The sequence below is a fragment of the Paraburkholderia ribeironis genome (genome assembly GCF_900019265.1).
In the GTDB taxonomy this organism is placed as follows: domain Bacteria; phylum Pseudomonadota; class Gammaproteobacteria; order Burkholderiales; family Burkholderiaceae; genus Paraburkholderia; species Paraburkholderia ribeironis.
In genome coordinates this window covers 222,996-247,305 of sequence record NZ_CYGX02000012.1, presented here as the reverse complement: position 1 = coordinate 247,305, position 24,310 = coordinate 222,996, and the positions used below count along the sequence as shown (strand labels likewise).

Annotated in this window: 22 protein-coding genes; 21 read left to right on the top strand and 1 reads right to left on the bottom strand. The window is 63.5% G+C overall.

Features of this window, described 5'->3' with window-relative positions:
- Window positions 1-6: 6 nt before the first annotated feature.
- The 4 genes from BN2475_RS06860 to BN2475_RS06845 all read left to right on the top strand — a co-directional run bounded on the left by BN2475_RS06860 (window position 7) and on the right by BN2475_RS06845 (window position 3,650).
- The gene (locus BN2475_RS06860) at window positions 7-606 is read left to right on the top strand and encodes a class I SAM-dependent methyltransferase (protein WP_094778790.1); all 600 of its coding nucleotides are present in this window, start codon (window positions 7-9) and stop codon (window positions 604-606) included.
- Between the two features lie 43 nt (window positions 607-649).
- A complete protein-coding gene (dapA, locus tag BN2475_RS06855) occupies window positions 650-1,600 on the top strand; it encodes a 4-hydroxy-tetrahydrodipicolinate synthase (protein WP_425435477.1) in 951 nt (316 codons plus the stop codon).
- Between the two features lie 129 nt (window positions 1,601-1,729).
- Window positions 1,730-2,869, top strand: a complete 1,140-nt coding sequence (gene bamC, locus BN2475_RS06850; RefSeq protein ID WP_094778789.1) for an outer membrane protein assembly factor BamC — start codon at window positions 1,730-1,732, stop codon at window positions 2,867-2,869.
- Between the two features lie 7 nt (window positions 2,870-2,876).
- Window positions 2,877-3,650: an MBL fold metallo-hydrolase gene (locus tag BN2475_RS06845; protein WP_094778788.1), complete on the top strand. Its 774-nt coding sequence runs from the start codon at window positions 2,877-2,879 to the stop codon at window positions 3,648-3,650.
- 152 nt (window positions 3,651-3,802) lie between these two features.
- On the opposite strand, the gene BN2475_RS06840 is transcribed toward BN2475_RS06845, so the two are convergent.
- Window positions 3,803-4,501 (bottom strand): Bax inhibitor-1/YccA family protein, encoded by a 699-nt coding sequence (locus BN2475_RS06840; RefSeq protein ID WP_094778787.1) that lies wholly within the window; start codon window positions 4,499-4,501, stop codon window positions 3,803-3,805.
- Window positions 4,502-4,784: 283 nt separating this feature from the next.
- On the opposite strand from BN2475_RS06840, the gene ndk reads away from it, so the two are divergent.
- From ndk to BN2475_RS06755, 17 genes are all read left to right on the top strand, one after another.
- Window positions 4,785-5,210, top strand: a complete 426-nt coding sequence (gene ndk / locus BN2475_RS06835; protein WP_094778786.1) for a nucleoside-diphosphate kinase — start codon at window positions 4,785-4,787, stop codon at window positions 5,208-5,210.
- A gap of 159 nt (window positions 5,211-5,369) precedes the next feature.
- A complete protein-coding gene (gene rlmN / locus BN2475_RS06830; RefSeq protein ID WP_094778785.1) occupies window positions 5,370-6,521 on the top strand; it encodes a dual-specificity RNA methyltransferase RlmN in 1,152 nt (383 codons plus the stop codon).
- A gap of 218 nt (window positions 6,522-6,739) precedes the next feature.
- Window positions 6,740-7,855 carry a helix-turn-helix domain-containing protein gene (locus tag BN2475_RS06825; RefSeq protein ID WP_094778784.1) on the top strand — a complete coding sequence of 372 codons (1,116 nt, stop codon included), beginning with the start codon at window positions 6,740-6,742 and terminating at the stop codon, window positions 7,853-7,855.
- 86 nt (window positions 7,856-7,941) lie between these two features.
- Entirely contained in the window at window positions 7,942-9,258 is a 1,317-nt protein-coding gene (gene ispG, locus BN2475_RS06820; protein WP_094778783.1) for a flavodoxin-dependent (E)-4-hydroxy-3-methylbut-2-enyl-diphosphate synthase, read from the top strand.
- Window positions 9,259-9,279: 21 nt separating this feature from the next.
- The gene (hisS, locus tag BN2475_RS06815) at window positions 9,280-10,620 is read left to right on the top strand and encodes a histidine--tRNA ligase (RefSeq protein WP_094778782.1); all 1,341 of its coding nucleotides are present in this window, start codon (window positions 9,280-9,282) and stop codon (window positions 10,618-10,620) included.
- A gap of 66 nt (window positions 10,621-10,686) precedes the next feature.
- Complete coding sequence (locus BN2475_RS06810) at window positions 10,687-11,316, top strand: YfgM family protein (protein ID WP_094778781.1); 630 nt, start codon at window positions 10,687-10,689, stop codon at window positions 11,314-11,316.
- A 68-nt stretch (window positions 11,317-11,384) separates the two neighbouring features.
- Window positions 11,385-12,530 carry an outer membrane protein assembly factor BamB gene (bamB, locus tag BN2475_RS06805; RefSeq protein WP_094778780.1) on the top strand — a complete coding sequence of 382 codons (1,146 nt, stop codon included), beginning with the start codon at window positions 11,385-11,387 and terminating at the stop codon, window positions 12,528-12,530.
- 428 nt (window positions 12,531-12,958) lie between these two features.
- Complete coding sequence (gene der / locus BN2475_RS06800) at window positions 12,959-14,296, top strand: ribosome biogenesis GTPase Der (protein ID WP_094778832.1); 1,338 nt, start codon at window positions 12,959-12,961, stop codon at window positions 14,294-14,296.
- 142 nt (window positions 14,297-14,438) lie between these two features.
- Complete coding sequence (hfq, locus tag BN2475_RS06795) at window positions 14,439-14,675, top strand: RNA chaperone Hfq (protein WP_006051315.1); 237 nt, start codon at window positions 14,439-14,441, stop codon at window positions 14,673-14,675.
- Between the two features lie 73 nt (window positions 14,676-14,748).
- Window positions 14,749-15,921, top strand: coding sequence for a GTPase HflX (hflX, locus tag BN2475_RS06790; RefSeq protein WP_094778779.1), 1,173 nt, complete (start codon window positions 14,749-14,751; stop codon window positions 15,919-15,921).
- Between the two features lie 49 nt (window positions 15,922-15,970).
- Window positions 15,971-17,347 (top strand): FtsH protease activity modulator HflK, encoded by a 1,377-nt coding sequence (hflK, locus tag BN2475_RS06785; RefSeq protein ID WP_094778778.1) that lies wholly within the window; start codon window positions 15,971-15,973, stop codon window positions 17,345-17,347.
- Window positions 17,348-17,359: 12 nt separating this feature from the next.
- Window positions 17,360-18,262, top strand: a complete 903-nt coding sequence (gene hflC / locus BN2475_RS06780) for a protease modulator HflC (protein ID WP_094778777.1) — start codon at window positions 17,360-17,362, stop codon at window positions 18,260-18,262.
- A gap of 44 nt (window positions 18,263-18,306) precedes the next feature.
- On the top strand, window positions 18,307-18,498 hold the full coding sequence (locus BN2475_RS06775) for a DUF2065 domain-containing protein (RefSeq protein WP_094778776.1): 192 nt from the start codon (window positions 18,307-18,309) through the stop codon (window positions 18,496-18,498).
- A gap of 174 nt (window positions 18,499-18,672) precedes the next feature.
- The gene (locus tag BN2475_RS06770) at window positions 18,673-19,824 is read left to right on the top strand and encodes an ATP phosphoribosyltransferase regulatory subunit (RefSeq protein WP_094778775.1); all 1,152 of its coding nucleotides are present in this window, start codon (window positions 18,673-18,675) and stop codon (window positions 19,822-19,824) included.
- Between the two features lie 206 nt (window positions 19,825-20,030).
- Window positions 20,031-21,377, top strand: a complete 1,347-nt coding sequence (locus BN2475_RS06765) for an adenylosuccinate synthase (RefSeq protein ID WP_094778774.1) — start codon at window positions 20,031-20,033, stop codon at window positions 21,375-21,377.
- A gap of 3 nt (window positions 21,378-21,380) precedes the next feature.
- Entirely contained in the window at window positions 21,381-21,971 is a 591-nt protein-coding gene (locus BN2475_RS06760) for a phosphoribosyltransferase (protein WP_094778773.1), read from the top strand.
- A 297-nt stretch (window positions 21,972-22,268) separates the two neighbouring features.
- Window positions 22,269-24,155, top strand: coding sequence for a potassium transporter Kup (locus BN2475_RS06755; RefSeq protein WP_094778772.1), 1,887 nt, complete (start codon window positions 22,269-22,271; stop codon window positions 24,153-24,155).
- Window positions 24,156-24,310 lie beyond the last annotated feature (155 nt).

The window sequence follows — 24,310 nt, the reverse complement described above, 5'->3', positions numbered from 1 at the left end:
GAAGTGATGAGCACGCCGGTCGCGGCCATGCATGGGTTGGATGAGCCGTCGCGCTGGGTGCGCGACTGGGCGCACCTGGTCGCGGCGGGCGGCGTGGTGCTCGACGTCGCGTCGGGGGCGGGGCGGCACGCGCGTTTGTTCGCGTCGCTAGGACACCCGGTGATCGCCATCGACCGCGACGCAGCCGCGCTCGACACGCTGCGCGGCGAGCCGCTCATCACGCCGCTCGTGGCCGACCTCGAAGGCGCCGCGTGGCCCTTGTCCGATAACGCGCGCTTCGCCGCTGTGGTCGTCACGAACTATCTGCACCGGCCGCTGTTTGCGCAACTGTTGCGCTCGCTCGCGCCTGGCGGCGTACTGGTTTACGAGACCTTCGCGCAAGGAAACGAAAGCGTCGGCAAACCCTCGAATCCAGCGTTTCTGCTTGCACCCGGCGAGTTGCTCGAAAGGGTGCGCGGCCAGCTACGGGTGGTCGCGTTTCAGGACGGTTTTCTCGCGCAGCCGCGTCCGGCCTATGTTCAGCGGATCTGCGCAATTCTGGAGACACAGCGCCCAGACGGCCCCGCGCAGGCGGTATCCCCGCCTTGTTACGAGTTGGCTGGCTAATCCGCTACAATCGCGGTTTACCTGATCAAATTCATCGCGTTTCATGACTAACGGCAACCAGAGCGGCAATATGAGCGGCAACATGAGCGGCAGTCGCAGCAGCAATGACGGCGTTCAGATTCGCGGCAGCATTCCTGCCATCATTACCCCGATGCTCGAAGACGGCAGCCTCGATCTGCCGGCGTTTCGCAAACTGATCGACTGGCACATCGAGGAAGGCACCGACGCGCTGGTGGTGGTCGGCACGAGCGGCGAATCGGCCACGCTGTCGGTCGAAGAGCACGTGCTGATGGTCAAGACCGCGGTCGAGCATACAGCGGGCCGGATTCCGGTGATCGCGGGCTCGGGCGGCAACTCCACCACTGAAGCGATCGAACTCACGCAACAGGCGAAGGATGTCGGCGCGGACGCCACGCTGCAGGTGGTGCCGTACTACAACAAGCCGACTCAGGAAGGCATCTATCGCCATTTCGCGAAGATCGCCGAAACCGTCGATCTGCCGGTGATCCTGTACAACGTGCCGGGCCGCACCGTCGCGGACATGAGCAACGAAACCATTCTGCGTTGCGCGCAGGTGCCGGGCATCGTCGGTGTCAAGGAAGCGACCGGCAACATCGATCGCGCCGCGCATCTGATCAAATCCGCGCCCGCGCACTTCGGCATCTATAGCGGCGACGATCCCACCGCGATCGCGCTGATGCTGCTCGGCGGCCACGGCAATATCTCGGTGACCGCGAACGTCGCGCCGCGGGCGATGAGCGATCTGTGCAAGGCTGCGCTGGCGGCGGACGCAAAGACCGCGCGCGAGATCCATCTGAAACTCCTGTCGCTGCATAAGAACCTGTTCATCGAGTCGAATCCGATTCCGGCCAAATGGGCATTGCAGCAACTGGGTCGTGTGCAGGGCGGAATTCGCCTGCCGCTCACGCCGCTCGACGCGCAATACCACGAAGTGGTGCGCGGCGCGCTGCGCGAAGCGGGCCTGCTGGGTTAAGCGGATCAAGCGCGGCACCCAGCACGCCAAACCAAGACTGCCACAGGCATTTCCTTAACCGACGTCGATCCAGCCCACGTTCCCGGTACACCGAACCAGGCACCGCGTTCCAGCATCACGAAGGACCTCATGAAACGTTCCGCACTTTCCCTCCACGCAACCCGCATGGCGGCGCTGGCGCTTGCCCTGACGACCCTCGCCGGCTGTGACACGCTGAACGACTGGTTCGCTTCCGACCGCGTCAACTACAAGGGCGCGGCCACCGCACCGCCGCTTGCCGTGCCGGGCGACCTCAGCACCACGCCAAATGACCAGCGCTACGTGGCGCCGCCGGCCAATCTGGCGCTGGGCGGCGCGACCGCACGCACGGTCACGTCGGCCGGCAATGCGACCGAAGGCCAGCCCAACGCGCAGGACCCGCTCGGCATGCACATCGAGCGTGACGGCGATCGCCGCTGGCTGGTGGTCGACGGCCGCTCGCCGGAACAGCTGTGGCCGCAATTGCAGGAGTTCTGGCAGGAAAACGGCTTCGTCCTGAAAACGGACGCGCCGGCTACCGGCATCATGACGACCGACTGGGCCGAGAACCGCGCGAACATTCCGGACGACTGGTTCCGCCGCACGGTGGGCAAGGTGATCGACTTCGCGTATTCGTCGGGCACCCGCGACAGCTTCCGCACGCTCGTGTCGCGCGGAGCGTCCAGCACCACCGACATCTCCATCACGCACAGCGCGATGGAAGAAATGCTGACCGGGCAGGACAAGACGTCGTCGCGCTGGGAAGAGCGTCCGCGCGACCCGGCGCTCGAAGCGCTGTTCCTCGCCAAGCTGATGGAGAAGTTCGGCCTGACCGAAGCGCAATCGAAGCAGTTGCTGACCGACGCGCGCCCGGCCACCGCGCCGACCCGGATCGACATGAGCGCGGGTGCGTCGACGCTCGATCTGCAGGAGTCGTTCGATCGCGCCTGGCTGCGCGTGGGCCTCGCGCTCGACCGCACCAACTTCACCGTCGACAACCGCGATCGCGAGAAGGGCATCTACTACGTGCGCTACGCGGACTCGATGCAGGAGCTGAAGAAGGAAGGGCTGTTCGGCAAGCTGTTCTACAGTGGCAATTCGTCGAAGAAGCCGGGGCAGGAATTCCTCGTCAACGTGCGCGCGAAGGGCGACACCGTGACGCAGGTGGCGGTGCTCGACGCGAACGGCCAGATCGACACGTCGTCCGACGCGCAGCGCATCGTGTCGCTGCTGCACGCGCAACTCAATTAAGCGAGCCGTGCGCTTCGCGAGCCTTGGCAGTGGTAGTGAAGGCAATGCGTTGCTGGTAGAAGCACAAAGCGGCGCGACTACCACGCGCGTGCTGCTCGACTGCGGCTTTTCGGCGCGGGAAGTCGAGCGGCGTCTCACGCGAATCGGCGCGAGCGCCGAAGCCCTCGACGCGATCCTGATCACGCATGAGCATAGCGACCACATCGGCAGCGCGCTGACGCTGGCGCGCAAGTGGTCGATTCCGTTGTACATGAGCTGGGGCACCGCCCGCGCGGTGGGTGCCGACGAAGCCGACGTCGACCTGCAGGTGTTGTGGAGCGATGACGCGGTGGCGATCGGCGACCTCAGCGTTCTGCCTTACACCGTCCCTCACGACGCACGCGAGCCGCTGCAATACGTGTTCTCGAACGGTGCGAGCCGGCTCGGCGTGCTGACCGATGTCGGTACGTCAACGCCGCATATCAGCGCGGTGCTGAGCGGTTGCGATGCGCTGGTCCTCGAGTGCAATCACGATGTGGGGATGCTGGCGGGCAGCCGCTATCCTCAGTCGTTGAAGGCGCGCATCGGCGGCAATCATGGGCATCTGAACAACGACATGGCGGCGGAGATTCTGGCTTCGCTCGATCGTTCCAGGCTACGCCATCTGGTCGCGGCTCACCTGAGCCAGCAGAACAACCTGCCGGAACTGGCGCAGGCCGCGATGGCCGGCGTGCTGGGGGCGGCGCCCACTGAAGTGGTGGTCGCTTCGCAGAATGAAGGCTTTGCGTGGCTGGCCGTGTGATGCGCGCCTGAGGCCGTGCCAGACGTCATTGAATGCGTCGTCGGCGCGATCCTGCAAAACAAAAAGCCCATAACGAGCTAACGTTATGGGCTTTTTGTTTTGTTGGCTTCAGGGCGGGCGCCTCTACAGCGCCGCGCCCGAATCAGACTTGGTTAGTTGCGGTTGCCGCCGAAAATGCCGAGCAGCGCGAGCAGGTTGACGAACACGTTGTACAGATCCAGATAGATTGCGAGCGTGGCCGTGATGTAGTTCGTCTCGCCGCCGTTCACGACGCGCTGGACGTCGAACAGCATGTAAGCTGAGAAGATCACGATTGCCATCACGGAGAACGTGAGCATCAGCGCCGGCAGTTGCAGGAACACGTTCGCGACCGAAGCCAGCAGCAGCACGATCACGCCCATGAACAGCCACTTGCCCAGCCCGGAGAAGTCGCGCTTGCTGACCGTGGCGATGGTGGCCATCGACGCGAAGATCACACCCGTGCCGCCAAACGCAAGCATGATCAGCGACGGGCCGTTCGAGAAACCGAGCACGAAGCCGAGAATGCGCGACAGCATCAGGCCCATGAAGAACGTGAAGCCGAGCAGCACGAAGACGCCGATCGCGCTGTCCTTGGTTTTCTGGATCGCGAACATGAAGCCGAAGGCGATCGCGAGGAACGCCAGCAGGCTCATAGCCGGGCTGGTGGCGGCGAACAGCGAGAAGCCGGTGGCGAGGCCGACCCACGCGCCGAGCACCGTCGGAATCATGGACAGTGCCAGCAGCCAGTAAGTGTTCCGTAGCACGCGGTTACGCGTTTCGGCCGTGCTGACGGCGCCATTGCGGCCAAAGCTATACGGATATTCGTTCATGGTCTCTCCTTACCTCAGAAGCGTGTTTCGTGATGGTGGTACGGCGGTTGGTGCCGCGCCGGCCGGTTTGCGGCCAGGCGCAAAGTGTTTATCCCTAAGATTAGTGCGGGAGCAGGGAGTTTCAACACCCCGAAAATGTCCGCACGGCCTACGCTACCAGCATTTTGCAAGTTCTGCTGGCGACCTTTCGGTCCTGTAAGGGTCCAATCGCAATCATACACGGGAACATGCTACAATTGCGGATTCATTTGAATCTGTAACCTATTAATTTTTTGGAGTTTTTATGGCGCTCGAACGCACCCTGTCGATTATCAAGCCGGACGCAGTGGCCAAGAACGTGATCGGCCAGATCTACAGCCGTTTCGAAAACGCTGGTCTGAAGATCGTGGCATCGCGCATGGTTCATCTGTCGCGCGCTGATGCGGAGAAGTTCTACGCGGTGCACGCTGCACGCCCGTTCTTTAAGGACCTGGTCGAATTCATGATCTCGGGCCCGGTGATCGTGCAAGTGCTGGAAGGCGAGAACGCCGTCCTGAAGCACCGTGACCTGATGGGTGCAACCGACCCGAAGAAGGCGGAAAAGGGCACGATCCGCGCCGACTTCGCTGACAGCATCGACGCGAACGCAGTGCACGGTTCGGACGCCGCTGAAACGGCCGCGGTTGAAATCGCGTTCTTCTTCCCGCAAGTGAACGTCTACTCGCGTTAAGCGACCTGTGCGGCGCGGTTCGTGCGGCCAATCCGATTTATCGCACCAATCGCCCGGCAAAGTAGTAAGGTAAAAGCAGCAGGAATGGGCGCGAACGGCATGACGTTCATGCAGCTTGTTGCATGAACGTAGTCTCGCACTGAAATGGCTGGATTCGATATGACGAGCAGTCCCACCGTCAACCTTCTCGACCTCGACGCCCAAGGGCTCGTCGCCTACTGCGACAGCCTGGGCGAGAAACCGTTTCGCGCCAAGCAATTGCAGCGCTGGATTCACCAGTACAACGCTGCCGACTTCGACGGTATGACCGATCTGGCGAAGTCCTTGCGCGAAAAGCTCAAGGGGCGCGCCACGATCTCGATGCCCGGCATCGTCAGCGATCATATTTCCACCGACGGCACACGCAAGTGGCTGATCGACGTCGGCAACGGCAACGCGGTTGAAACCGTGTACATCCCCGAAGAAACACGCGGCACGCTGTGTGTGTCGTCGCAGGCCGGGTGTGCGGTCAACTGCCGTTTCTGTTCGACCGGCAAACAGGGTTTCTCCCGCAATCTCACCACTGGCGAAATCATCGGCCAGCTGCGCATGGCCGAGTTTGCGCTGCGTGCGTCGCGCGGCGTGGCCGGTGGCCGTGCCACGGGCGGCGACGGCAAGGGCGAGCGCGTCGTCACGAACGTCGTGATGATGGGCATGGGTGAGCCGCTGCTCAATTACGACGCAGTGGTGCCGGCCATGCGCCTGATGCTCGACGACAATGCGTACGGCCTGTCGCGCCGGCGTGTCACGTTGTCCACGTCGGGCGTCGTGCCGATGATGGACCGGCTTGGCGCCGATTTGCCGGTGGCGCTCGCGGTGTCGCTGCACGCGCCGAGCGATCCGCTGCGCGACATGCTGGTGCCGTTGAACAGGAAGCATCCGTTGCGCGAACTGATGGCGGCCTGTCAGCGCTATCTGAGAGTCGCGCCGCGCGATTTCATTACGTTCGAATATTGCATGCTCGACGGCGTGAACGACAGCGAAGCGCAGGCGCGCGAACTGCTCGCGCTCACGCGCGACGTGCCGTGCAAATTCAATCTGATTCCGTTCAATCCGTTCCCCGAATCGGGCCTTATCCGCTCGAAGCCGGAACAGATCAAGCGGTTTGCACAAGTGTTGATCGACGCAGGCGTCGTCACCACAGTGCGTAAAACACGCGGCGATGATATCGACGCTGCCTGCGGTCAGCTGGCCGGTGCGGTGCAGGACCGCACGCGCCTTGCTGAGCGCACCGGGAAGGCCGCGAAAGTTATCGAGGTTCGTGCCGTGTAATCGGTCGTGTGGCACAGGGCGTCGGCGTTCAATGAAAAGCTTTCCGAGCGTGCGACGATCCTTCATGCCACCGTCGATTGAAAAGAAAGTTTGCAGAAGCGATCGGAAGCGGCACACGAGGCCGCGCATTTTGTTATAAACGGTCTGCGATTCGGGCATGAGGCTTCAATCTGTCCGGGTTGCACGAGTGAAAAAGAATCGACGCGAAAGGATTTGGGATGAGTGAGCCGCAGCACCCGCAGCCGCACGACACAGATACAAACGAAGGCCATCCGGCGCCAGTCGCGCGGGCGGTGGTCCAGCCCGTTGCCCAGTCGGGCATCGATTCGTTGGCGGCGGTTGGCGCGCGCTTGACCCAATTGCGTGAATCGAAAGGCTGGACGATCGAAGACGTGTCGGCGCGTCTCAAGGTGCCCGTCATCAAGCTGCGCGCGCTCGAATCGGGCGACATCAGCCATCTGCCGGACACGACGTTCGCGCTCGGCGTGGTGCGCAGTTACGCGAAGATGCTTGGTGCCGATCCCGCGCCGTTCACGCAGGCGTTGCGGCGCGAGACGGGAGTGCCCGCGCCGGATCTGTCGATGCCCGCTTCGTCGGGCAAGGATTTGCCGCGCGGCCGGGTGTCGGTGTCGCTCGGCGGCAGCGGACAAAAGAACCGCTCCTGGCTGTGGGGCGTCGCGGCGGTCGTCGTCGCGGTGATCGCGCTGGGCATGTGGCACACCAATGGTGGCGATTCATCGGCGTGGCTCGCGCGGCTGAAGGCGAGCGCGAACGACACCGCGGGCGGCACAACCGGTGCCTCGGGCGCGGTCGCGCAAGTTGCGCCGGCAAGCGCCGCGGTGGAAGAGGCTGCTTCGGCGCCGGAAACGCCAGCCGTGGCGGAGAACGCGGCGTCGGCGCCGCCAATGCCCGCGCCGCTGGCTACGGGCACGGCGCCGTCTTCGGCGCCCGCGGTCACCGCTATGGCGGTGGCGCCCAAGGCAGGTTCACAGCCGCAAGGCCAGGCCCAGGCGGCGGCAGGCGCGAGCGCGCCGGCGGCAGCCGTGGCTGGAGCATCGGCGGCGGCAACGGTGGCGCCTGCGGCGGGCGAGGCGATCGTCGCGCTGCGCGTCACGCAAGACAGCTGGTTCAGCGTGCGTGGCAAAGACGGCAAGGAGGTGTTCTCCGGTCTCGTGCACGCAGGCGATACGAAAGAAGTGACGGGCGAGGCGCCGTTCAAGGTCACGGTCGGCAACAAGGCCGGTCTCGAGTCGCTGACGCTCGACGGCGAACCGGTCGATCCGGCGAAATATTCGGCAGCCAAAGGTAACGTGGCGCGATTCGCGCTGCCTTGACAGATACGGTATGCGCCGCGGCCAACCGGTCCGCGGCGCTTTTTCAATTCAGGCGCGACGGTTTTTGTGTGGCGCATGCGGCGTAAATGGGTTTTTCGATGCAATCCGAAGCGCAATCCCGATCCAGCAGCAAGATCGTTTCCAACGAACCGGTGTTCGGTGGCCCGGCCGCGCGGCGTAAATCGCATGCGGTCGACGTCCGCTGGGGCGGCCAGCTCGTCACCATCGGTGGCGACGCACCGGTGCGCGTGCAGTCGATGACCAACACGGACACGGCGGACGCGATCGGCACCGCGATCCAGATCAAGGAGCTGGCGCAGGCCGGTTCGGAGCTGGTGCGTATCACGGTGAACACGCCGGAAGCGGCCGCGGCCGTGCCGGCGATCCGCGAGCAGCTCGACCGCATGGGCGTGTCGGTGCCGCTCGTCGGCGATTTCCATTACAACGGCCATTTGCTGCTGCGCGATTACCCGGCGTGCGCGGAGTCGCTGTCCAAGTACCGGATCAATCCGGGCAACGTCGGTCACGGCGCGAAACGCGACACGCAGTTCGCGCAGATGATCGAAGCCGCGGTGAAGTATGACAAGCCGGTGCGGATCGGCGTCAACTGGGGCAGTCTGGATCAGGACCTGCTCGCGAAGATGATGGACGAAAACGCGGCACGCGCCACGCCGTGGGAAGCGCAAAGCGTGATGTACGAAGCGCTCATCCAGTCGGCGATCGGTTCGGCGGAGCGGGCGGTCGAACTCGGCCTCTCGCGCGACAAGATCATTCTGTCGTGCAAGGTGAGCGGTGTGCAGGACCTGATCAACGTGTACCGCGAACTCGCGCGCCGCTGCGAATTCGCGCTGCACCTCGGCCTGACGGAAGCGGGCATGGGCTCGAAGGGCATCGTCGCGTCGACCGCGGCGCTGTCCGTCCTGTTGCAGCAGGGCATCGGCGACACGATCCGCATCTCGCTCACGCCGGAACCGGGCGCGTCGCGCACTGGCGAGGTGATCGTCGGCCAGGAAATCCTGCAGACCATGGGTCTGCGTTCGTTCACTCCGATGGTGATCGCGTGCCCGGGCTGTGGCCGTACCACCAGCACGCTGTTCCAGGAACTGGCGTCGCAAATCCAGACTTATCTGCGCACGCAGATGCCGGTGTGGCGCGACCAGTATCCTGGCGTCGAGAAGATGCACGTCGCGGTGATGGGTTGCATCGTCAACGGTCCGGGTGAATCGAAGCAGGCCAATATCGGCATCAGCTTGCCGGGTTCGGGCGAGAACCCGGCCGCGCCGGTGTTCATCGACGGCGAGAAGGTCAAGACGCTGCGCGGCGAGAACATCGCGCAAGAATTCCAGCAAATTGTGAGTGACTACGTCGAGCGCCGCTACGGCCGCGTCGATGCACTCAACTAAACATCGGCTATCGAAACACAGATGACTGAACAGAAGAAAAAGCTCGACAAGCTGTCCGGCGTGAAGGGCATGAACGACATCCTTCCGCAGGAAGCCGGGCTCTGGGAATTTTTCGAAACCACCGTCAAGTCGATGCTGCGTTCGTACGGATACCAGAATATCCGTACGCCGATCGTCGAACATACGCAGCTGTTCAAGCGCGGTATCGGCGAAGTGACCGACATCGTCGAAAAAGAGATGTACAGCTTCACCGACGCATTGAACGGTGAAAACCTGACCATGCGTCCCGAGAACACCGCGGCGGTCGTGCGTGCGGCGATCGAGCACAACATGCTGTACGACGGCCCGAAGCGCCTGTGGTACATCGGGCCGATGTTCCGGCACGAACGTCCGCAGCGCGGCCGCTATCGCCAGTTCCATCAGGTCGGCGTGGAGGCGTTGGGCTTTGCGGGACCGGACGCCGACGCTGAAATCATCATGATGTGCCAGCGGCTGTGGGACGATCTCGGCCTCATGGGCATCAAGCTCGAAATCAATTCGCTGGGTCTGGCTGAAGAGCGCGCCGCGCATCGTGTCGAACTGATCGCATACCTCGAGAAGCACATCGACGTGCTCGACGCAGAGGCGCAGCGCCGTCTGTACACGAACCCGTTGCGGGTGCTGGACACCAAGAATCCGGCCATGCAGGAAGTCGCGCAGAACGCACCGAAGCTGATCGATTTTCTCGGCGACGTATCGCGTGCGCACTTCGAAGGTTTGCAACGCATTCTGAAGGCGAACAACATCCCGTTCACGATCAATCCGCGCCTTGTGCGCGGTCTCGATTACTACAATCTGACCGTGTTCGAATGGGTGACCGACAAGCTCGGCGCGCAGGGCACCGTCGCGGCGGGCGGCCGTTACGATCCGCTGATCGAACAGCTCGGTGGCAAGCCGACGGCCGCATGCGGCTGGGCGATGGGCGTCGAACGGATCCTCGAATTGCTGAAGGACGAGCAACTCGTGCCGCAAGCCGAAGGCTGCGACGTGTACGTTGTGCATCAGGGCGATGCGGCGCGCGAGCAGGCTTTCATCATCGCGGAACGTCTGCGCGATACGGGTCTCGACGTGATCCTGCATTGCAGCGCCGACGGTCAGGCCGCCAGCTTCAAGTCGCAGATGAAGCGTGCCGACGCGAGCGGCGCGGCATTCGCCGTGGTGCTCGGCGAAGATGAAATCGCCAACGGCACGGTCGGCGTGAAACCGTTGCGAGATACAAACGCTGACGGCGGTAAAAGCGAGCAACATAACGTGCCTGCCGAAGACTTGACCGAATTTCTAATCAATGCGATGGTTGCATCCGCCGAAGACGGCGATGACTGATCGCGATGTCGCCGGGCCGGTTGGCACGGCACGCACACGTATCGAGAAAGAGGAAAGCGCCGGGCAATGAGTTACCACGACGAACAAGAATCGATTGAAAGTCTGAAGGCATGGTGGACGCAATGGGGCAATGCAACCACGTGGATCGTGCTGGTGGCGCTGGTTGCAGCAGCCGGCTGGAACGGCTGGAATTTCTGGCAGCGGCGCCAGGCGGCGGAAGCCGCCGTGCTGTACGACCAGGTGCAGCAAGCCGTGGCAGCGGGTGACAAGGCCAGCGTCACCCGCGTCGCCACCGACATGGAAGACAAGTTCAGCCGCACCGCGTATGCGCAGATGACCGCGCTGGGCGCAGCCAAGGCGCTCTATGCGGCAGGCGACGAAGCCGGCGCGAAGGCCCAGTTGCAATGGGCCATCGATCACGCGAAGGACGACGAGTTCAAGCAGGTCGCCAAGCTGCGCATGGCTTCGTTGCTGCTCGACGAGAAAGCGTACGACCAGGGTCTCGCGCTGCTCGCCGATCCGCAATCCGACGCGTTCAAGGGCATCGTGGCCGATCGCCGCGGCGACCTGCTCGCGGCCCAGGGCAAGCGCGATGACGCGCGCACGGCCTACAAGCTCGCGCTCGACTCGCTGTCGAAGAACGACAGCTCGGCGCGCCAGTTGATCCAGTTCAAGCTCGACGCGTTGGGCGGCTGATCGCCGCGCACCGCGTGCAACGACCAACTGGTCTCCTTTAAACATTTTCCTGAATGCTTCGTTCACCGATGAATCTGCTGAAACGTTACGCTGTGCCCGTTGTCTGTGCGATGACCGTCCTAACGATGGCGGCTTGCTCATCCACGAAAGACGAGCGCCGCGTGCCGACGCCGCTCACCGAGTTCAAACCCGTGCTCGATGTGCAGCAGGCCTGGACGGCGAGCGTCGGCAAGGCGGGCCGTTACCTGTTCTCGCCGGTCGCGGTTGGCAATGTGGTGTTCGCGGCTGGCGCGAACGGCTCGGTTGCGAAGATCGACGCGCAAACCGGCAAGGACATCTGGCGCGTCAAGCTGCACGACGACCTGTCGGCGGGCGTGGGCAGCGATGGCACGCTCACCGCGGTCGGCGGCCTGAAGGGAGATGTTTATGTGCTCGGCGCGGACGGCAAGCAGCAGTGGACCGCCAAGGCGCCCGGTGAGATCATTTCGCCGCCGCTGGTCGGCAATGGCCTTGTGATCGTGCGTACCGTCGACGGCCAGATCGTCGCGTTCAATGCGCAGACCGGCGAGCAGAAGTGGAACTACCGCAACCGCGCGGTGCCGCTCAATCTGCGGGTATCGTCGGGCATGACGTTCGCCGGCGACGCGGCCGTGCTGGCCGGTTTCCCGGGCGGCTCGTTCGCCGCGATCAACCTGCAAACGGGCGACAACTACTGGCAGACGCCGGTGTCGTATCCGAAGGGCGTGACCGAAGTGGAGCGCATCAACGACGTGACCGGTCCGCCCACGCTGGTCGGTTCGCAAACCTGCGCGGTGACGTTCCAGGGGCAGATTGGCTGTTTCGACGCCAACTCGGGCCGTGCGCTGTGGCAAACGGCGTTCTCGAGCACCAGCGGTCTCGCGCAGGATGACCGCACCGTGGTCGCGGCGGACGACTGGTCGGTGGTTTCGGCGTTCGACGTCAACACTGGTTCGGTGCAGTGGAAAAACGACAAGCTGAAGAATCGCGACCTCGGCGTGCCGTTCCTGCTGGGCCGTGCCGCCGTGATGGGTGACTATCAGGGCTTCGTGCATTTCCTGTCGGCCGCGGACGGTACGCTCGTCGCACGCGTCAAGACCGACGGCAGCGCGATTGGCGCGGCGCCGGTGCTGGCCGGCGATACGCTGGTCGTGCAAACGCGCGACGGCGGTCTGTTCGGCTATCGCCCGCGCTGATCAGGCGCAACGTCGTCAGGCGCGCAGGCCGGCCTCGCCGGCCGCGTGCGTTTTTACAGCCCGGCCAGAATTGGGTCGGTGCGCAGTGCAAGTAGAAGAATTTCGCCGGACTGGCTGGTCCGGCAAGTCGGATCAGAAACGGCCCACGTGGCCATCGGTGGCTGCTTGCGGCGCCACCTTCGGCGGTTTCGCGAAAAAACGCCTTCGAACGGGCGTGCGAGCCGTCGAGCAGGAAAGACTGAACCTGGCGGCCCTTGGCGCCGCCCATACAGCCGAACCCCCGTCCGCCCGGGCGTGCATGTCAACCGCACATCCGGGGCCGGCCGAATTCGTGATAATTTTCGTCAAACGCCGCCGTGTGGCGGCCGCATGGCGTCGCTACGCGGGCGGTCGATTTCGACCCCGCGTTTCACCGTGAACAACATCTGATGAAACCCGTTATTGCCCTCGTCGGGCGCCCCAATGTGGGGAAATCCACGCTGTTCAACCGTCTCACGCGCTCGCGTGATGCGCTGGTTGCCGACCTGCCCGGTCTCACTCGCGATCGCCATTACGGCGAAGGGCGCACCGGCGAGCGGCCGTATCTGGTCGTCGATACGGGCGGTTTCGAACCGGTCGCGAAAGACGGCATCCTGCACGAGATGGCGCGCCAAACCCGCCAGGCGGTCGAGGAATCGGACATTGTCGTGTTCATCGTCGATGGCCGCAACGGTCTCGCGCCGCAGGACAAGTCGATCGCCGACTACCTGCGCAAGGTCGGCCGGCCGATCTTCCTCGTCGTCAACAAGGCGGAGGGGATGAAGTACAGCACCGTCGCCGCCGACTTCTACGAACTCGGTCTCGGCGATCCGCGCGCAATTTCGGCGGCGCACGGCGACGGCGTCACCGAAATGATCAATGAGGCGCTCGCCGTCGTGTACGCCGGCCAGCCGGAAGAAAGCGAAGACGAAAAAGATGCGCGCGGCGTGAAGATCGCGATCGTCGGTCGCCCGAATGTCGGCAAGTCAACGCTGATCAATGCGCTGGTCGGCGAAGAACGCGTGATCGCGTTCGACATGCCGGGCACTACGCGCGATTCGATCTACGTCGACTTCGAGCGCCAGGGCAAGCCGTACACGCTGATCGACACGGCGGGTCTGCGCCGCCGCGGCAAGGTGTTCGAAGCGATCGAGAAATTCTCGGTGGTGAAGACGCTGCAATCGATTTCGGACGCGAACGTCGTCATCCTGCTGCTCGACGCGCGCCAGGACATTTCGGAACAGGACGCGCACATTGCCGGTTTTGTCGTCGAACAGGGCCGGGCGCTCGTGGTGGGCGTGAACAAATGGGATGGTCTCGATCCGCATGTGCGCGAGCGCACCAAGGCTGACCTCGAGCGCAAACTAAAATTTCTTGACTTCGCCAAGTTCCATTTCATTTCCGCTGCGGAAAAGACTGGAATTGGTCCGCTGATGCGTTCGGTCGACGACGCGTACGCCGCGGCCATGGCCAAGCTGCCCACGCCGAAGCTCACGCGCGCGCTGATCGATGCCGTCGAATTCCAGCAGCCGCGCCGGCGTGGTCCGGTGCGCCCGAAACTGCGTTATGCGCACCAGGGCGGACAAAATCCGCCGATCATCGTGATTCACGGCAACGCGCTCGATGCGATTACCGATACATATAAGCGTTACCTTGAAAACCGCTTCCGGGAAACTTTCAAGCTGACGGGGACTCCATTGCGCATAGAGTTCAGATCGTCAACGAACCCCTACGCGGACAAACGCTGAAACCCGCGTGCGTGCTGGGTTTGGCCGCACGGCCCACGGCCTCGCGCGAAAACGAAAATCGGCTATAGTGTAGCGGTTGAAGGCGGATCTCTTTTTCTTCGTCATCAATTCAGTCAACCTGCAAAAAAATACGGAGTTTGCTATGAGCAACAAAGGGCAATTGTTACAAGACCCGTTTTTGAACGCCCTGCGTAAGGAGCACGTGCCGGTGTCGATCTATCTGGTCAACGGCATCAAGCTTCAGGGAAACATCGAATCGTTCGACCAGTACGTCGTGTTGCTCCGGAATACGGTCACCCAGATGGTCTACAAGCACGCAATTTCGACCGTCGTGCCAGCCCGTCCCGTGAATTTCCACCCGGATTCCGAGCAGTCCTAACCCCTCGTCGCGGCCGGCGTAGCGTCGCCCGTCGGCGATCACTCCCGGCCGCCTCATTTTGATACCCTCCAATTTGATCAATGCAGCGCTTGTCGGCATCGACTTCGGCAAGATCGATTTCGAAGCCAGTCTGGAAGAACTCAGCCTGCTCGCGCAAAGCGCGGGCGCGAATCCCTTAGTCACCCTCACCGGGCGCCGCGCCAGTCCGGACGCGAAGATGTTCGTCGGCAGCGGCAAGGCCGAAGAATTGCGCCTTGCCTGTGAGGCGAACGACATCGAACTCGTGATCTTCAATCACGCTCTGGCACCCGCGCAGCAGCGCAATCTGGAGCAAGCGCTTAATCGGCGCGTGGTCGATCGCACCAGTCTCATCCTCGATATTTTTGCGCAACGCGCCCGCAGCCACGAAGGCAAGCTGCAGGTGGAGCTCGCGCAGTTGCAGTATCTGTCGACCCGGCTGATTCGCGCGTGGACCCACCTCGAACGCCAGAAAGGCGGTATCGGCTTGCGCGGCCCCGGCGAAACGCAGCTCGAAACCGACCGCCGCCTGATCGGCGAGCGCATCAAGGCGCTCAAGATCAGGCTCGATAAACTGCGCCGCCAGCACGGCACGCAGCGCCGCGCGCGCAGCCGCAACCAGACCATGTCGGTGTCGCTGGTCGGCTATACGAACGCAGGCAAATCCACGCTCTTCAACGCGCTCACCAAGGCTCAGGCCTATGCCGCCGACCAGCTGTTCGCGACGCTGGATACGACGTCGCGGCGTGTCTATCTCGGCGACGAAGCGGGGCAGGTCGTGGTGTCCGACACGGTCGGCTTCATCCGCGAATTGCCGCACCAGCTGGTGGCGGCGTTTCGTGCCACGCTCGAGGAAACCATTCACGCGGATCTGCTGCTGCACGTGGTCGATGCATCGAGCGCGGTGCGCCTCGATCAGATCGATCAGGTGAACGAGGTATTGCAAGCGATCGGTGCGGAGACGATCCGCCAGGTGCTGGTGTTCAACAAGATCGACGCGGTACCGGAGCTGGCGGCCCGTGGGGACGCGGTCGAGCGTGATGAATATGGTAATATTTCGCGCGTCTTTTTGAGCGCGCGCACCGGGCAGGGGCTGGATACGTTGCGCGCTGCCATCGCTGAAATCGCTACTGCCGAACCTCTTGCCGACATGCTGATCGAGCAGCCGCAAGAAAACCGGTCGGCTGCACCACACGACGACCGCAAGGTTCCAGAACTCGGGCACTGACCCGTTCCAATTGCACTGACCCGCTGTCTACTCTGGTGAACAAACACAGGTGAACGATTACAACGAGCGGAGTATCTGGCTGCGAATGCGCGCCTTGGTTTCACTGAACGATCCGCGCTGGGGCCGGGGCGATGGCAATGGCGACCGGCAGCGGCCGAACGATCCCAGGCGTCCGGCCAAGGACGGTGAAGGTCCGCCCGATCTCGACGAAATGTGGCGCGATTTCAATCGCCGCCTGAGCCGGGTATTCGGACGCAGGGGCGGTGGAGCGGGCGGCGGCCGTCCGGACAATGGACGTGGCGCGCGCATCGGCATGGGCATCGTGATCGGCGTGCTGATCGCGATCTATCTCGGCAGCGGCGTGTTCGTCGTGCAGGATGGCCAGGCCGCAGTCGTGATGCAGTTCGGCAAGTATCGCTACACCGCCGGCCAGGGTGTGCACTGGCGTTTGCCGTATCCGTTCGAGGCGCATGAGTTCGTCAATATCGGCCAGACCCGCCAGGTCGAGATCGGCCGCAACAACGTGGTGCGCCTCGCGAATGTGAAGGACGCGTCGATGCTCACGCACGACGGCAACATCGTCGAGGTGCGCTTTGCGGTGCAGTACCAGGTGCGCAAGCCCACCGACTATCTGTTTCGCAGCGTCGATCCCGATCAGAACGTGATGCACGCCGCGCAGGCGGCGGTGCGCGGCATCGTCGGTGCGCGCAGCACCAGCGAGATACTCGATCAGGACCGCGAAACGATGCGTCAGCAACTGATGGCGGCGATCCAGCAATCGCTCGATCAGTACGCATCCGGGCTCGCGGTGACCGGTGTGACGATTCAGAGCGTGCAGGTGCCCGACCAGGTGCAGGCCGCGTTCGACGAATCCGCCAAGGTGCGCCAGGAAAACGAGCGTGCGAAGCGCGACGCGCAGGCGTACGCCGCGGATCTGTTGCCGCGTGCGCAAGCCGACGTGGCGCGTCAGATCGAGGAAGCGAAAACCTATAGCGAGAAAACGGTGGCGCAGACCCAAGGCGAAGCCGACCGCTTCAAACAGGTCTATGCGCAGTACGCGAAGTCGCCGGTTGTGTTCCGTACGCGCATGTACATGGAAACCATGCAGCAGATCTATTCGAATACCACCAAGGTGTTTGTTGACAGCAAGAACGGCAACAACGTGATGTATCTGCCGCTCGACAAGCTGGTCGAGCAGACCCGCCAACGCGTCGCCGAAGCCGCGGCCGCCACGCCGGGTGCCGCGGGCGCCGGTGCGCCGCAAGCGGCGAGTGCCGCGCAAGCGCCGGGCGCTTCCGCCGCTGCCCCGGGCGCGGCGGCTTCCGCACCCGCCGCGCCCGCCGCAGCCGCAAGCCAGCCCAGCGGCGCGTCGCTGCGTTCACGCGAGGCCTTCCGCAATCGCTGGCGCGAAGACGACGTTCAATAAGGAGCGCACCACATGAACAGGATCATTGCGCTCGTCGTCGCTATCGTCATCGTGCTGTTTGCGGCATCGTCGATGGTGTTCGTCGTCGATCAGCGGCACATGGCCGTGTTGTCGTCGCATGGCGACACGCCGCCGGGCTTGCTCGGCCCGGGGCTGCACTTCAAATTGCCGCCGCCGCTGCAAACGGTCACGCTGGTCGATAACCGCATCCAGTCGCTCGACGCGCCGGATGAAGACCGCTACGTCACAGCGGATAAAACCGATCTGCTGGTCAATCCGGTCGTCAAGTTCCGCGTCACCGATCCGCTGAAGCTGCTGGCCGAAACCCGCGGCGATGTGCAGAGCCTGCCGGACCGGTTGGCTCTGCTCTCGCGCAGTGCGCTCGGCGATGCGTTCGGCAAGTTCACGCTGTCCGATGCGCTCGCCAAACAGCGGGCCATCGCGGACGAAGCGCGTGGCGCGATGGACACGAGCGCGGCGTCGCTCGGCGTGTCGGTGGTCGACGTGCAGTTGACGCGCATCGATTTCCCCGCGGCGATGGCCGATTCGGTCTTCAAGCGGATGATCGCCGCACGCGAGCAGGCGGCGGCCGACGAGCGCGCGAAAGGCGCGGCCGAGGCCAACCAGATCAAGGCGGACGCGATCGCCAAGCAACAGGCGGTGCTCGCCGACGGCAATAGTCAGGCGCAGACCATTCGCGGCGAGGGCGAAGCCAAGGCAGCGGAAATCGCCGCCGAAGCGTTCGGCAAGGACCCGCAGTTCTACCAGTTCTATCAAAGCATGCAGGCATACCGGAAGACCTTCAAACCGGGCGACGTTGTCGTAGTCGACTCGAACAACGAGTTCTTCCGCTTCATGCGTAGCCCGACCGGCGGCGCAGCCCCGGACGCTTCCGCGGCCTCGCGCAATCACTGATAACCGGAACGCCGCGGCATCCGCATCGCGGCCCTTTCATTCGCATGGACATAGCCGGCTCGTTACTGCTCGCGATCGCATTGATGCTGATTATCGAGGGGATGTTCCCCTTCGTTTTTCCGAGCGCCTGGCGCGACACGTTCCGTAAAATAGCGGAACGGCCGGCGCATCAGATTCGCGCCGGTGGACTGATCGTGATGATCCTCGGTCTGATCCTGCTGTTTATCGTGACCTGAGGAGGCCGTGCAGCGATCCGGCCGCGCCCGTGCCCGGCGCGCAAGGGCGCGCCTCTGGCGTAGCGCGGCGCGTCGGCGCCTGCGATGACCGCCAGAGTCGAGCCGCCGCCCGCCATTTACACACTCACTTCCGGCGCCTTTAGCCGCCGTGTTCAACGCCGTAGGACTGTATCGATGTCGACCTGGTTACTTCCCGAGAATATTGCCGACGTGCTGCCGTCGGAAGCCCGCAAGATCGAAGAATTGCGGCGCCATCTGCTGGACCGTTTCCGTTCGTATGGCTACGAGATGGTCATGCCGCCGCTGCTCGAGTACCTCGAGTCGCTGCTCACCGGCGGCGGTCACGATCTGAACCTGCGCACCTTCAAGCTGGTCGACCAGTTGTCCGGGCGCACGCTCGGTCTGCGCGCCGACATCACGCCGCAGGTCGCGCGCATCGACGCGCACCTGCTGAACCGCCAGGGCGTTACGCGTCTTTGCTACGCCGGCAATGTCGCGCATACGCGGCCGCGCGGTCTGCACGCAACGCGCGAGCAGATCCAGATCGGCGCGGAGATCTACGGTCACGCCGGTCTCGAGGCGGACCTCGAGATCCAGCAGCTGATGCTCGATGCGCTGCGTCTGGCCGGTCTCGGCAAGGTACGCCTCGACCTGTGTCATGCAGGCGTGCTCGAGGCGTTGATCGAAGCGGAACCGGCCGCGGACGAACTCGGCGAGTCGCTGTACGACGCGTTGGCGGGCAAGGACGTGCCGCGCCTCGTCGAACTGACGGCAGGGCTCACGCCGGTCATCCGCGACGCGTTGCGCGCGCTGCCCACGCTGTACGGTGACGCGTCGGTGCTCGAAGAAGCCCGTGCGCGCCTGCCGAATTCGCCGACGATCGCCCGCGCGCTCGACGACCTGGCGTTTCTCGCGAGCCAGGTGGACGGCGCCGAAGTGATGATCGACCTCGCCGATCTGCGCGGCTACGCGTACCACAGCGGCGTGATGTTCTCCGCGTATGTCGACGGCGTGCCGAATGCGGTGGCGCGCGGCGGCCGTTATGATCACGTCGGCCAGGCTTATGGCCGGGCGCGTGCGGCAACCGGCTTTTCGCTCGATCTGCGCGAGGTGGCCCGGATCTCGCCGGTCGAAGCGCGCAGTAGCGCGATCCTCGCGCCGTGGCAGCACGACGACGCGTTGCGCGTGAGCGTCGCCGCATTGCGCGATGCGGGCGAAGTGGTGATTCAGGCGCTGCCTGGTCACGAGCACGATCTGGATGAATTCGCGTTCGACCGCGTGTTGGTCGAGCGCAACGGCGCATGGGTCGTCGAACCGCGCTCGTGAAAGCGCGCTCCGGTCGATCCGCCTGAGGCCTGTCCTCAGCGCTGATCGGATGGCGTCGACACTGTCGTCGAACCGGGCGCGCCCACGGGGGCGCGCTCTCTTTTCTATACCCACCAAAACGTGCATACCGTTGAGCGGAAACGGAAAAATTCGGAAGGTTCCGCGAACATAGGTAGAATACGTTTTTAACCAGCTTACGAAACAACATGTCTGCCAGCGCAGTGAATGTGAACCCCGGGCGCAACGTCGTCGTCGTGGGGACCCAGTGGGGTGATGAAGGCAAGGGCAAGATCGTCGACTGGCTGACGGACCACGCTCAAGGCGTCGTTCGCTTCCAGGGCGGTCACAATGCCGGCCACACGCTTATCATCGGCGGCAAGAAAACCATCTTGCGTCTGATTCCGTCGGGCATCATGCATCCCGGCGTCGCGTGCTATATCGGCAATGGCGTCGTGTTGTCGCCGGAAGCGCTGTTCAAGGAAATCGGCGAGCTCGAAGCGGCTGGCATCAATGTCCAGAACCGCCTCTTCATTTCCGAAGCCACCACCCTGATCCTGCCGTATCACATCGCCATCGACCAGGGCCGCGAAGCGCGCCGTGGCGCGGGCAAGATCGGCACCACCGGCCGTGGCATCGGCCCGGCCTACGAAGACAAGGTGGCGCGCCGGGGTCTGCGTGTGCAGGACCTGTTCGACCCGCAGATTTTCGCCGAACGTCTGCGCGAAAACCTCGACTATCACAACTTCGTGCTCACGCAATACCTGGGCGTCGCCGCGGTCGACTTCCAGCAAACGCTCGACACGATGCTGAGCTACGCCGACCGTCTGAAGCCGATGGTCACCGACGTGTCGCGCCGCCTGTACGATGCGAACGCCGCTGGCGGCAATCTGCTGTTCGAAGGCGCGCAAGGCACGCTGCTCGACATCGACCACGGCACCTATCCGTTCGTTACGTCGAGCAACTGCGTGGCAGGTGCGGCGACCGCGGGCGCGGGCGTCGGTCCGCAAAAGCTGAACTACATTCTCGGCATCACCAAGGCGTACTGCACGCGTGTCGGTTCGGGCCCGTTCCCGAGCGAACTGTATGACGCGGACAACGCCGCGCGTCAGGAAGCGATCGGCCTGGAACTGGCAACCGTCGGCAAGGAATTCGGTTCGGTCACCGGCCGTCCGCGTCGCACCGGCTGGCTCGACGTCGCTGCGCTGCGCCGCTCGATCCAGATCAACGGCGTGTCGGGCCTGTGCATGACCAAGCTCGACGTGCTCGACGGCCTCGACGAAGTGAAGCTGTGCGTCGGCTACACGGTCGACGGCAAGAATGTCGATCTGCTGCCGCGCGGCGCGTCCGAAGTCGCGCGCTGCGAGCCGGTGTACGAAACCTTCGCGGGCTGGAAGGAAAGCACCGTCGGCATCAAGGAATGGGACAAGCTGCCGGCCAATGCACGCGCCTATCTGTGGCGCGTGCAGGAAGTCGCTGGCATTCCGATCGACATGGTGTCGACCGGTCCGGATCGCGACGAGACCATCCTGCTGCGTCATCCGTTCAAGGTTTGATCCATGGTGCAAGGTGTACCCATGATCGCGATGAAAGATCCGCGCAATGACGACAAGAACCTGTGGGTCGGCTGGGACGAATATCACCGGCTGATCGAGTTGCTGGCGCTGGCCGTGCACGAATCGGGCTGGAAGTTCGACAAGATCCTGTGCCTCGCACGCGGCGGCCTGCGCGTTGGCGACCAGCTCTCGCGCATCTACGATCTGCCGCTGGCGATTCTCGCCACCAGCTCGTATCGCGAAGCGGCCGGCACGGAGCAGGGCGAACTCGACATCGCGCAATACATCACGATGACGCGCGGCGAGCTGCACGGCAACGTGCTGCTGGTCGATGACCTGGTCGATTCGGGCGTCACGCTGGCGCGGGTTCAACAGCACCTGAAGGAACGCTATCCGGCGATCACCGCGGTGCGCTCGGCGGTGCTCTGGTACAAGGGCTGCTCGAAGGTAAAGCCCGATTACCACGTCCAGTACCTGCCGACCAACCCGTGGATCCATCAGCCGTTCGAGGAGTGGGATACGGTTCGTCCGCATAACCTCGGCGCGTGGATCAAGCGCGGCGTCGCGCAGTCGCAGGAGTCGGCGAACGAGTGATGCCTGCTGCGGCGCCTTGCACGTCGCGCGGTATTGTGCGCAGTACCCGCAAAACGGAGCCCGCTCGGGCTCCGTTTTTTTGTATGCGTATCATGCGCAGCTGGCGCGAAGCACGCTTCGCAAAGCGCGTGAGGCCGGCGCCCGCCGCCCGGCCGGCCCGGCAGACGTGCCCGGAGCGCAGTGCTACACTGCGCGGACTATCCACGTGGTGTATCCACAACAAGCGGGACGGTGTCAGGCGGGCAGTTTAGAATAGCGGTCGTTTTTCCCGCTCAGGGAACGGATTTCATCGCGTCTATGACAGATAACAATCACGTGCATAAGCAGCCCCTGCCTTCCCTCGCGATTGCCGCGATCGGAGTGGTGTTCGGCGATATCGGCACGAGCCCGTTGTATTCGCTGAAGGAAGCGTTCAGCCCGTCGCATGGCATCCCGCTGACGGATCAATCGATTCTCGGCGTGATTTCGCTGCTGTTCTGGGCGATCGTGATCGTGGTGGGCATCAAGTACGTGATGTTCGTGATGCGCGCCGACAATAACGGCGAGGGCGGCGTGCTCGCGCTGATGGCGCTGGCGCTGCGCTCGCTCGACCAGAAGTCGAAAGCGGCCGGCCTGCTGATGATGCTCGGCATCTTCGGTGCCTGCATGTTTTATGGCGACGCGGTGATTACGCCGGCCATTTCCGTGATCTCGGCGGTCGAAGGGCTGGAGGTTGCCGCACCGCATCTGTCGCATCTCGTCATACCGCTGACGATCGTGATCCTGATCTTGCTGTTCTGGATTCAGCGGCACGGCACGGCGATGGTCGGCCGCCTGTTCGGTCCGATCATGGTGCTGTGGTTCCTGGTGCTTGCCGCGCTCGGCCTGTGGCACATCCTGCAGTCACCCATCGTGATCCGCGCATTGAATCCGTATTATGCGTACACCTTCATGGCCGCGCACGTGCTGCAGGCCTACGTGGTACTCGGTTCGGTCGTGCTGGTGCTGACCGGCGCCGAAGCGCTGTACGCCGACATGGGCCACTTCGGCGCGAAGCCGATCCGTATGGCGTGGTATGTGCTGGTGATGCCCTCGCTGGTGCTGAACTACTTCGGCCAGGGCGCGCTGCTGATGCACGACCCGAAGGCCATCGAAAATCCGTTCTTCCTGCTGGCACCGGAATGGGCGGTGCTGCCGCTCGTCGTGCTGTCGACGGTGGCGACCGTGATCGCGTCGCAGGCGGTGATCTCCGGGGCGTATTCGCTGACGAGCCAGGCGATCCAGCTTGGCTATGTGCCGCGTATGAAGATCCTGCACACGTCGGAACTGGCGATCGGCCAGATCTATGTGCCGGTGGTGAACTGGATGTTGCTGTTCATCATCCTGTGCATCGTGATCGCCTTCAAGAGCTCGGACAATCTCGCCGCTGCGTATGGTATCGCCGTGACGGCCACAATGGTGATCACCACGGTGCTCGCGTGCGTCGTGATGGTCAACGTGTGGAAATGGAACAAGTTGCTGGTGGCGTTGATCATCGGGGTGTTCATGACGGTCGACCTCGGCTTCTTCGGCGCGAATCTGCTGAAGGTCGCAGAGGGCGGCTGGCTGCCGCTCTGTATCGGCGCGCTGCTGTTCTTCCTGCTGATGACCTGGTTCAAGGGCAGGATGATCGTCAAGGAGCGCACGGCCGCCGACGGTATTCCACTGATGCCGTTCCTGCAAGGGCTGCTCGCGCATCCGCCGCATCGCGTGTCGGGTACGGCGATCTATCTGACCGGCAGCGATTCGCTCGTGCCGGTGAGCCTGCTGCACAATCTGAAGCACAACAAGGTGCTGCATGAACGCACGATCTTCCTGACCTTCGTGACGCGTGACATTCCCTACGTGAACGACGCGGAGCGCGTGACGGTCAAGGATATCGACGGCGGTTTGTATCTCGTCAAGGCGGCCTACGGCTTCAACGAAACGCCTGACGTGAAGGCGGTGCTGCTCGAGGTCGGCCGCACTCACGACATGACGTTCGAGTTGATGGACACGTCATTCTTCCTCGCTCGCGAAACCGTGGTGCCGACGCAATTGCCGGGCATGTCGGTGTGGCGCGAGCGGGTGTTCGCGTGGATGCACCAGAACGCCGCGAAGCCGACCGACTTCTTTAGCATCCCGGCCAATCGGGTGGTGGAGTTGGGGACCAAGATCGAGATCTGACGGCAGTCAGTGGTGCTCGCGCCTCGCATGGCGGGGCGCAAAAAAACCCACGCGAACGCGTGGGTTTTTTTATGGCCGCAGAACCGCATGATCGAAGCGCCGCATACTGATCCACCCGAGTGCCGGCGTAAGCAATCCGGCGGCGCATGTGTGCA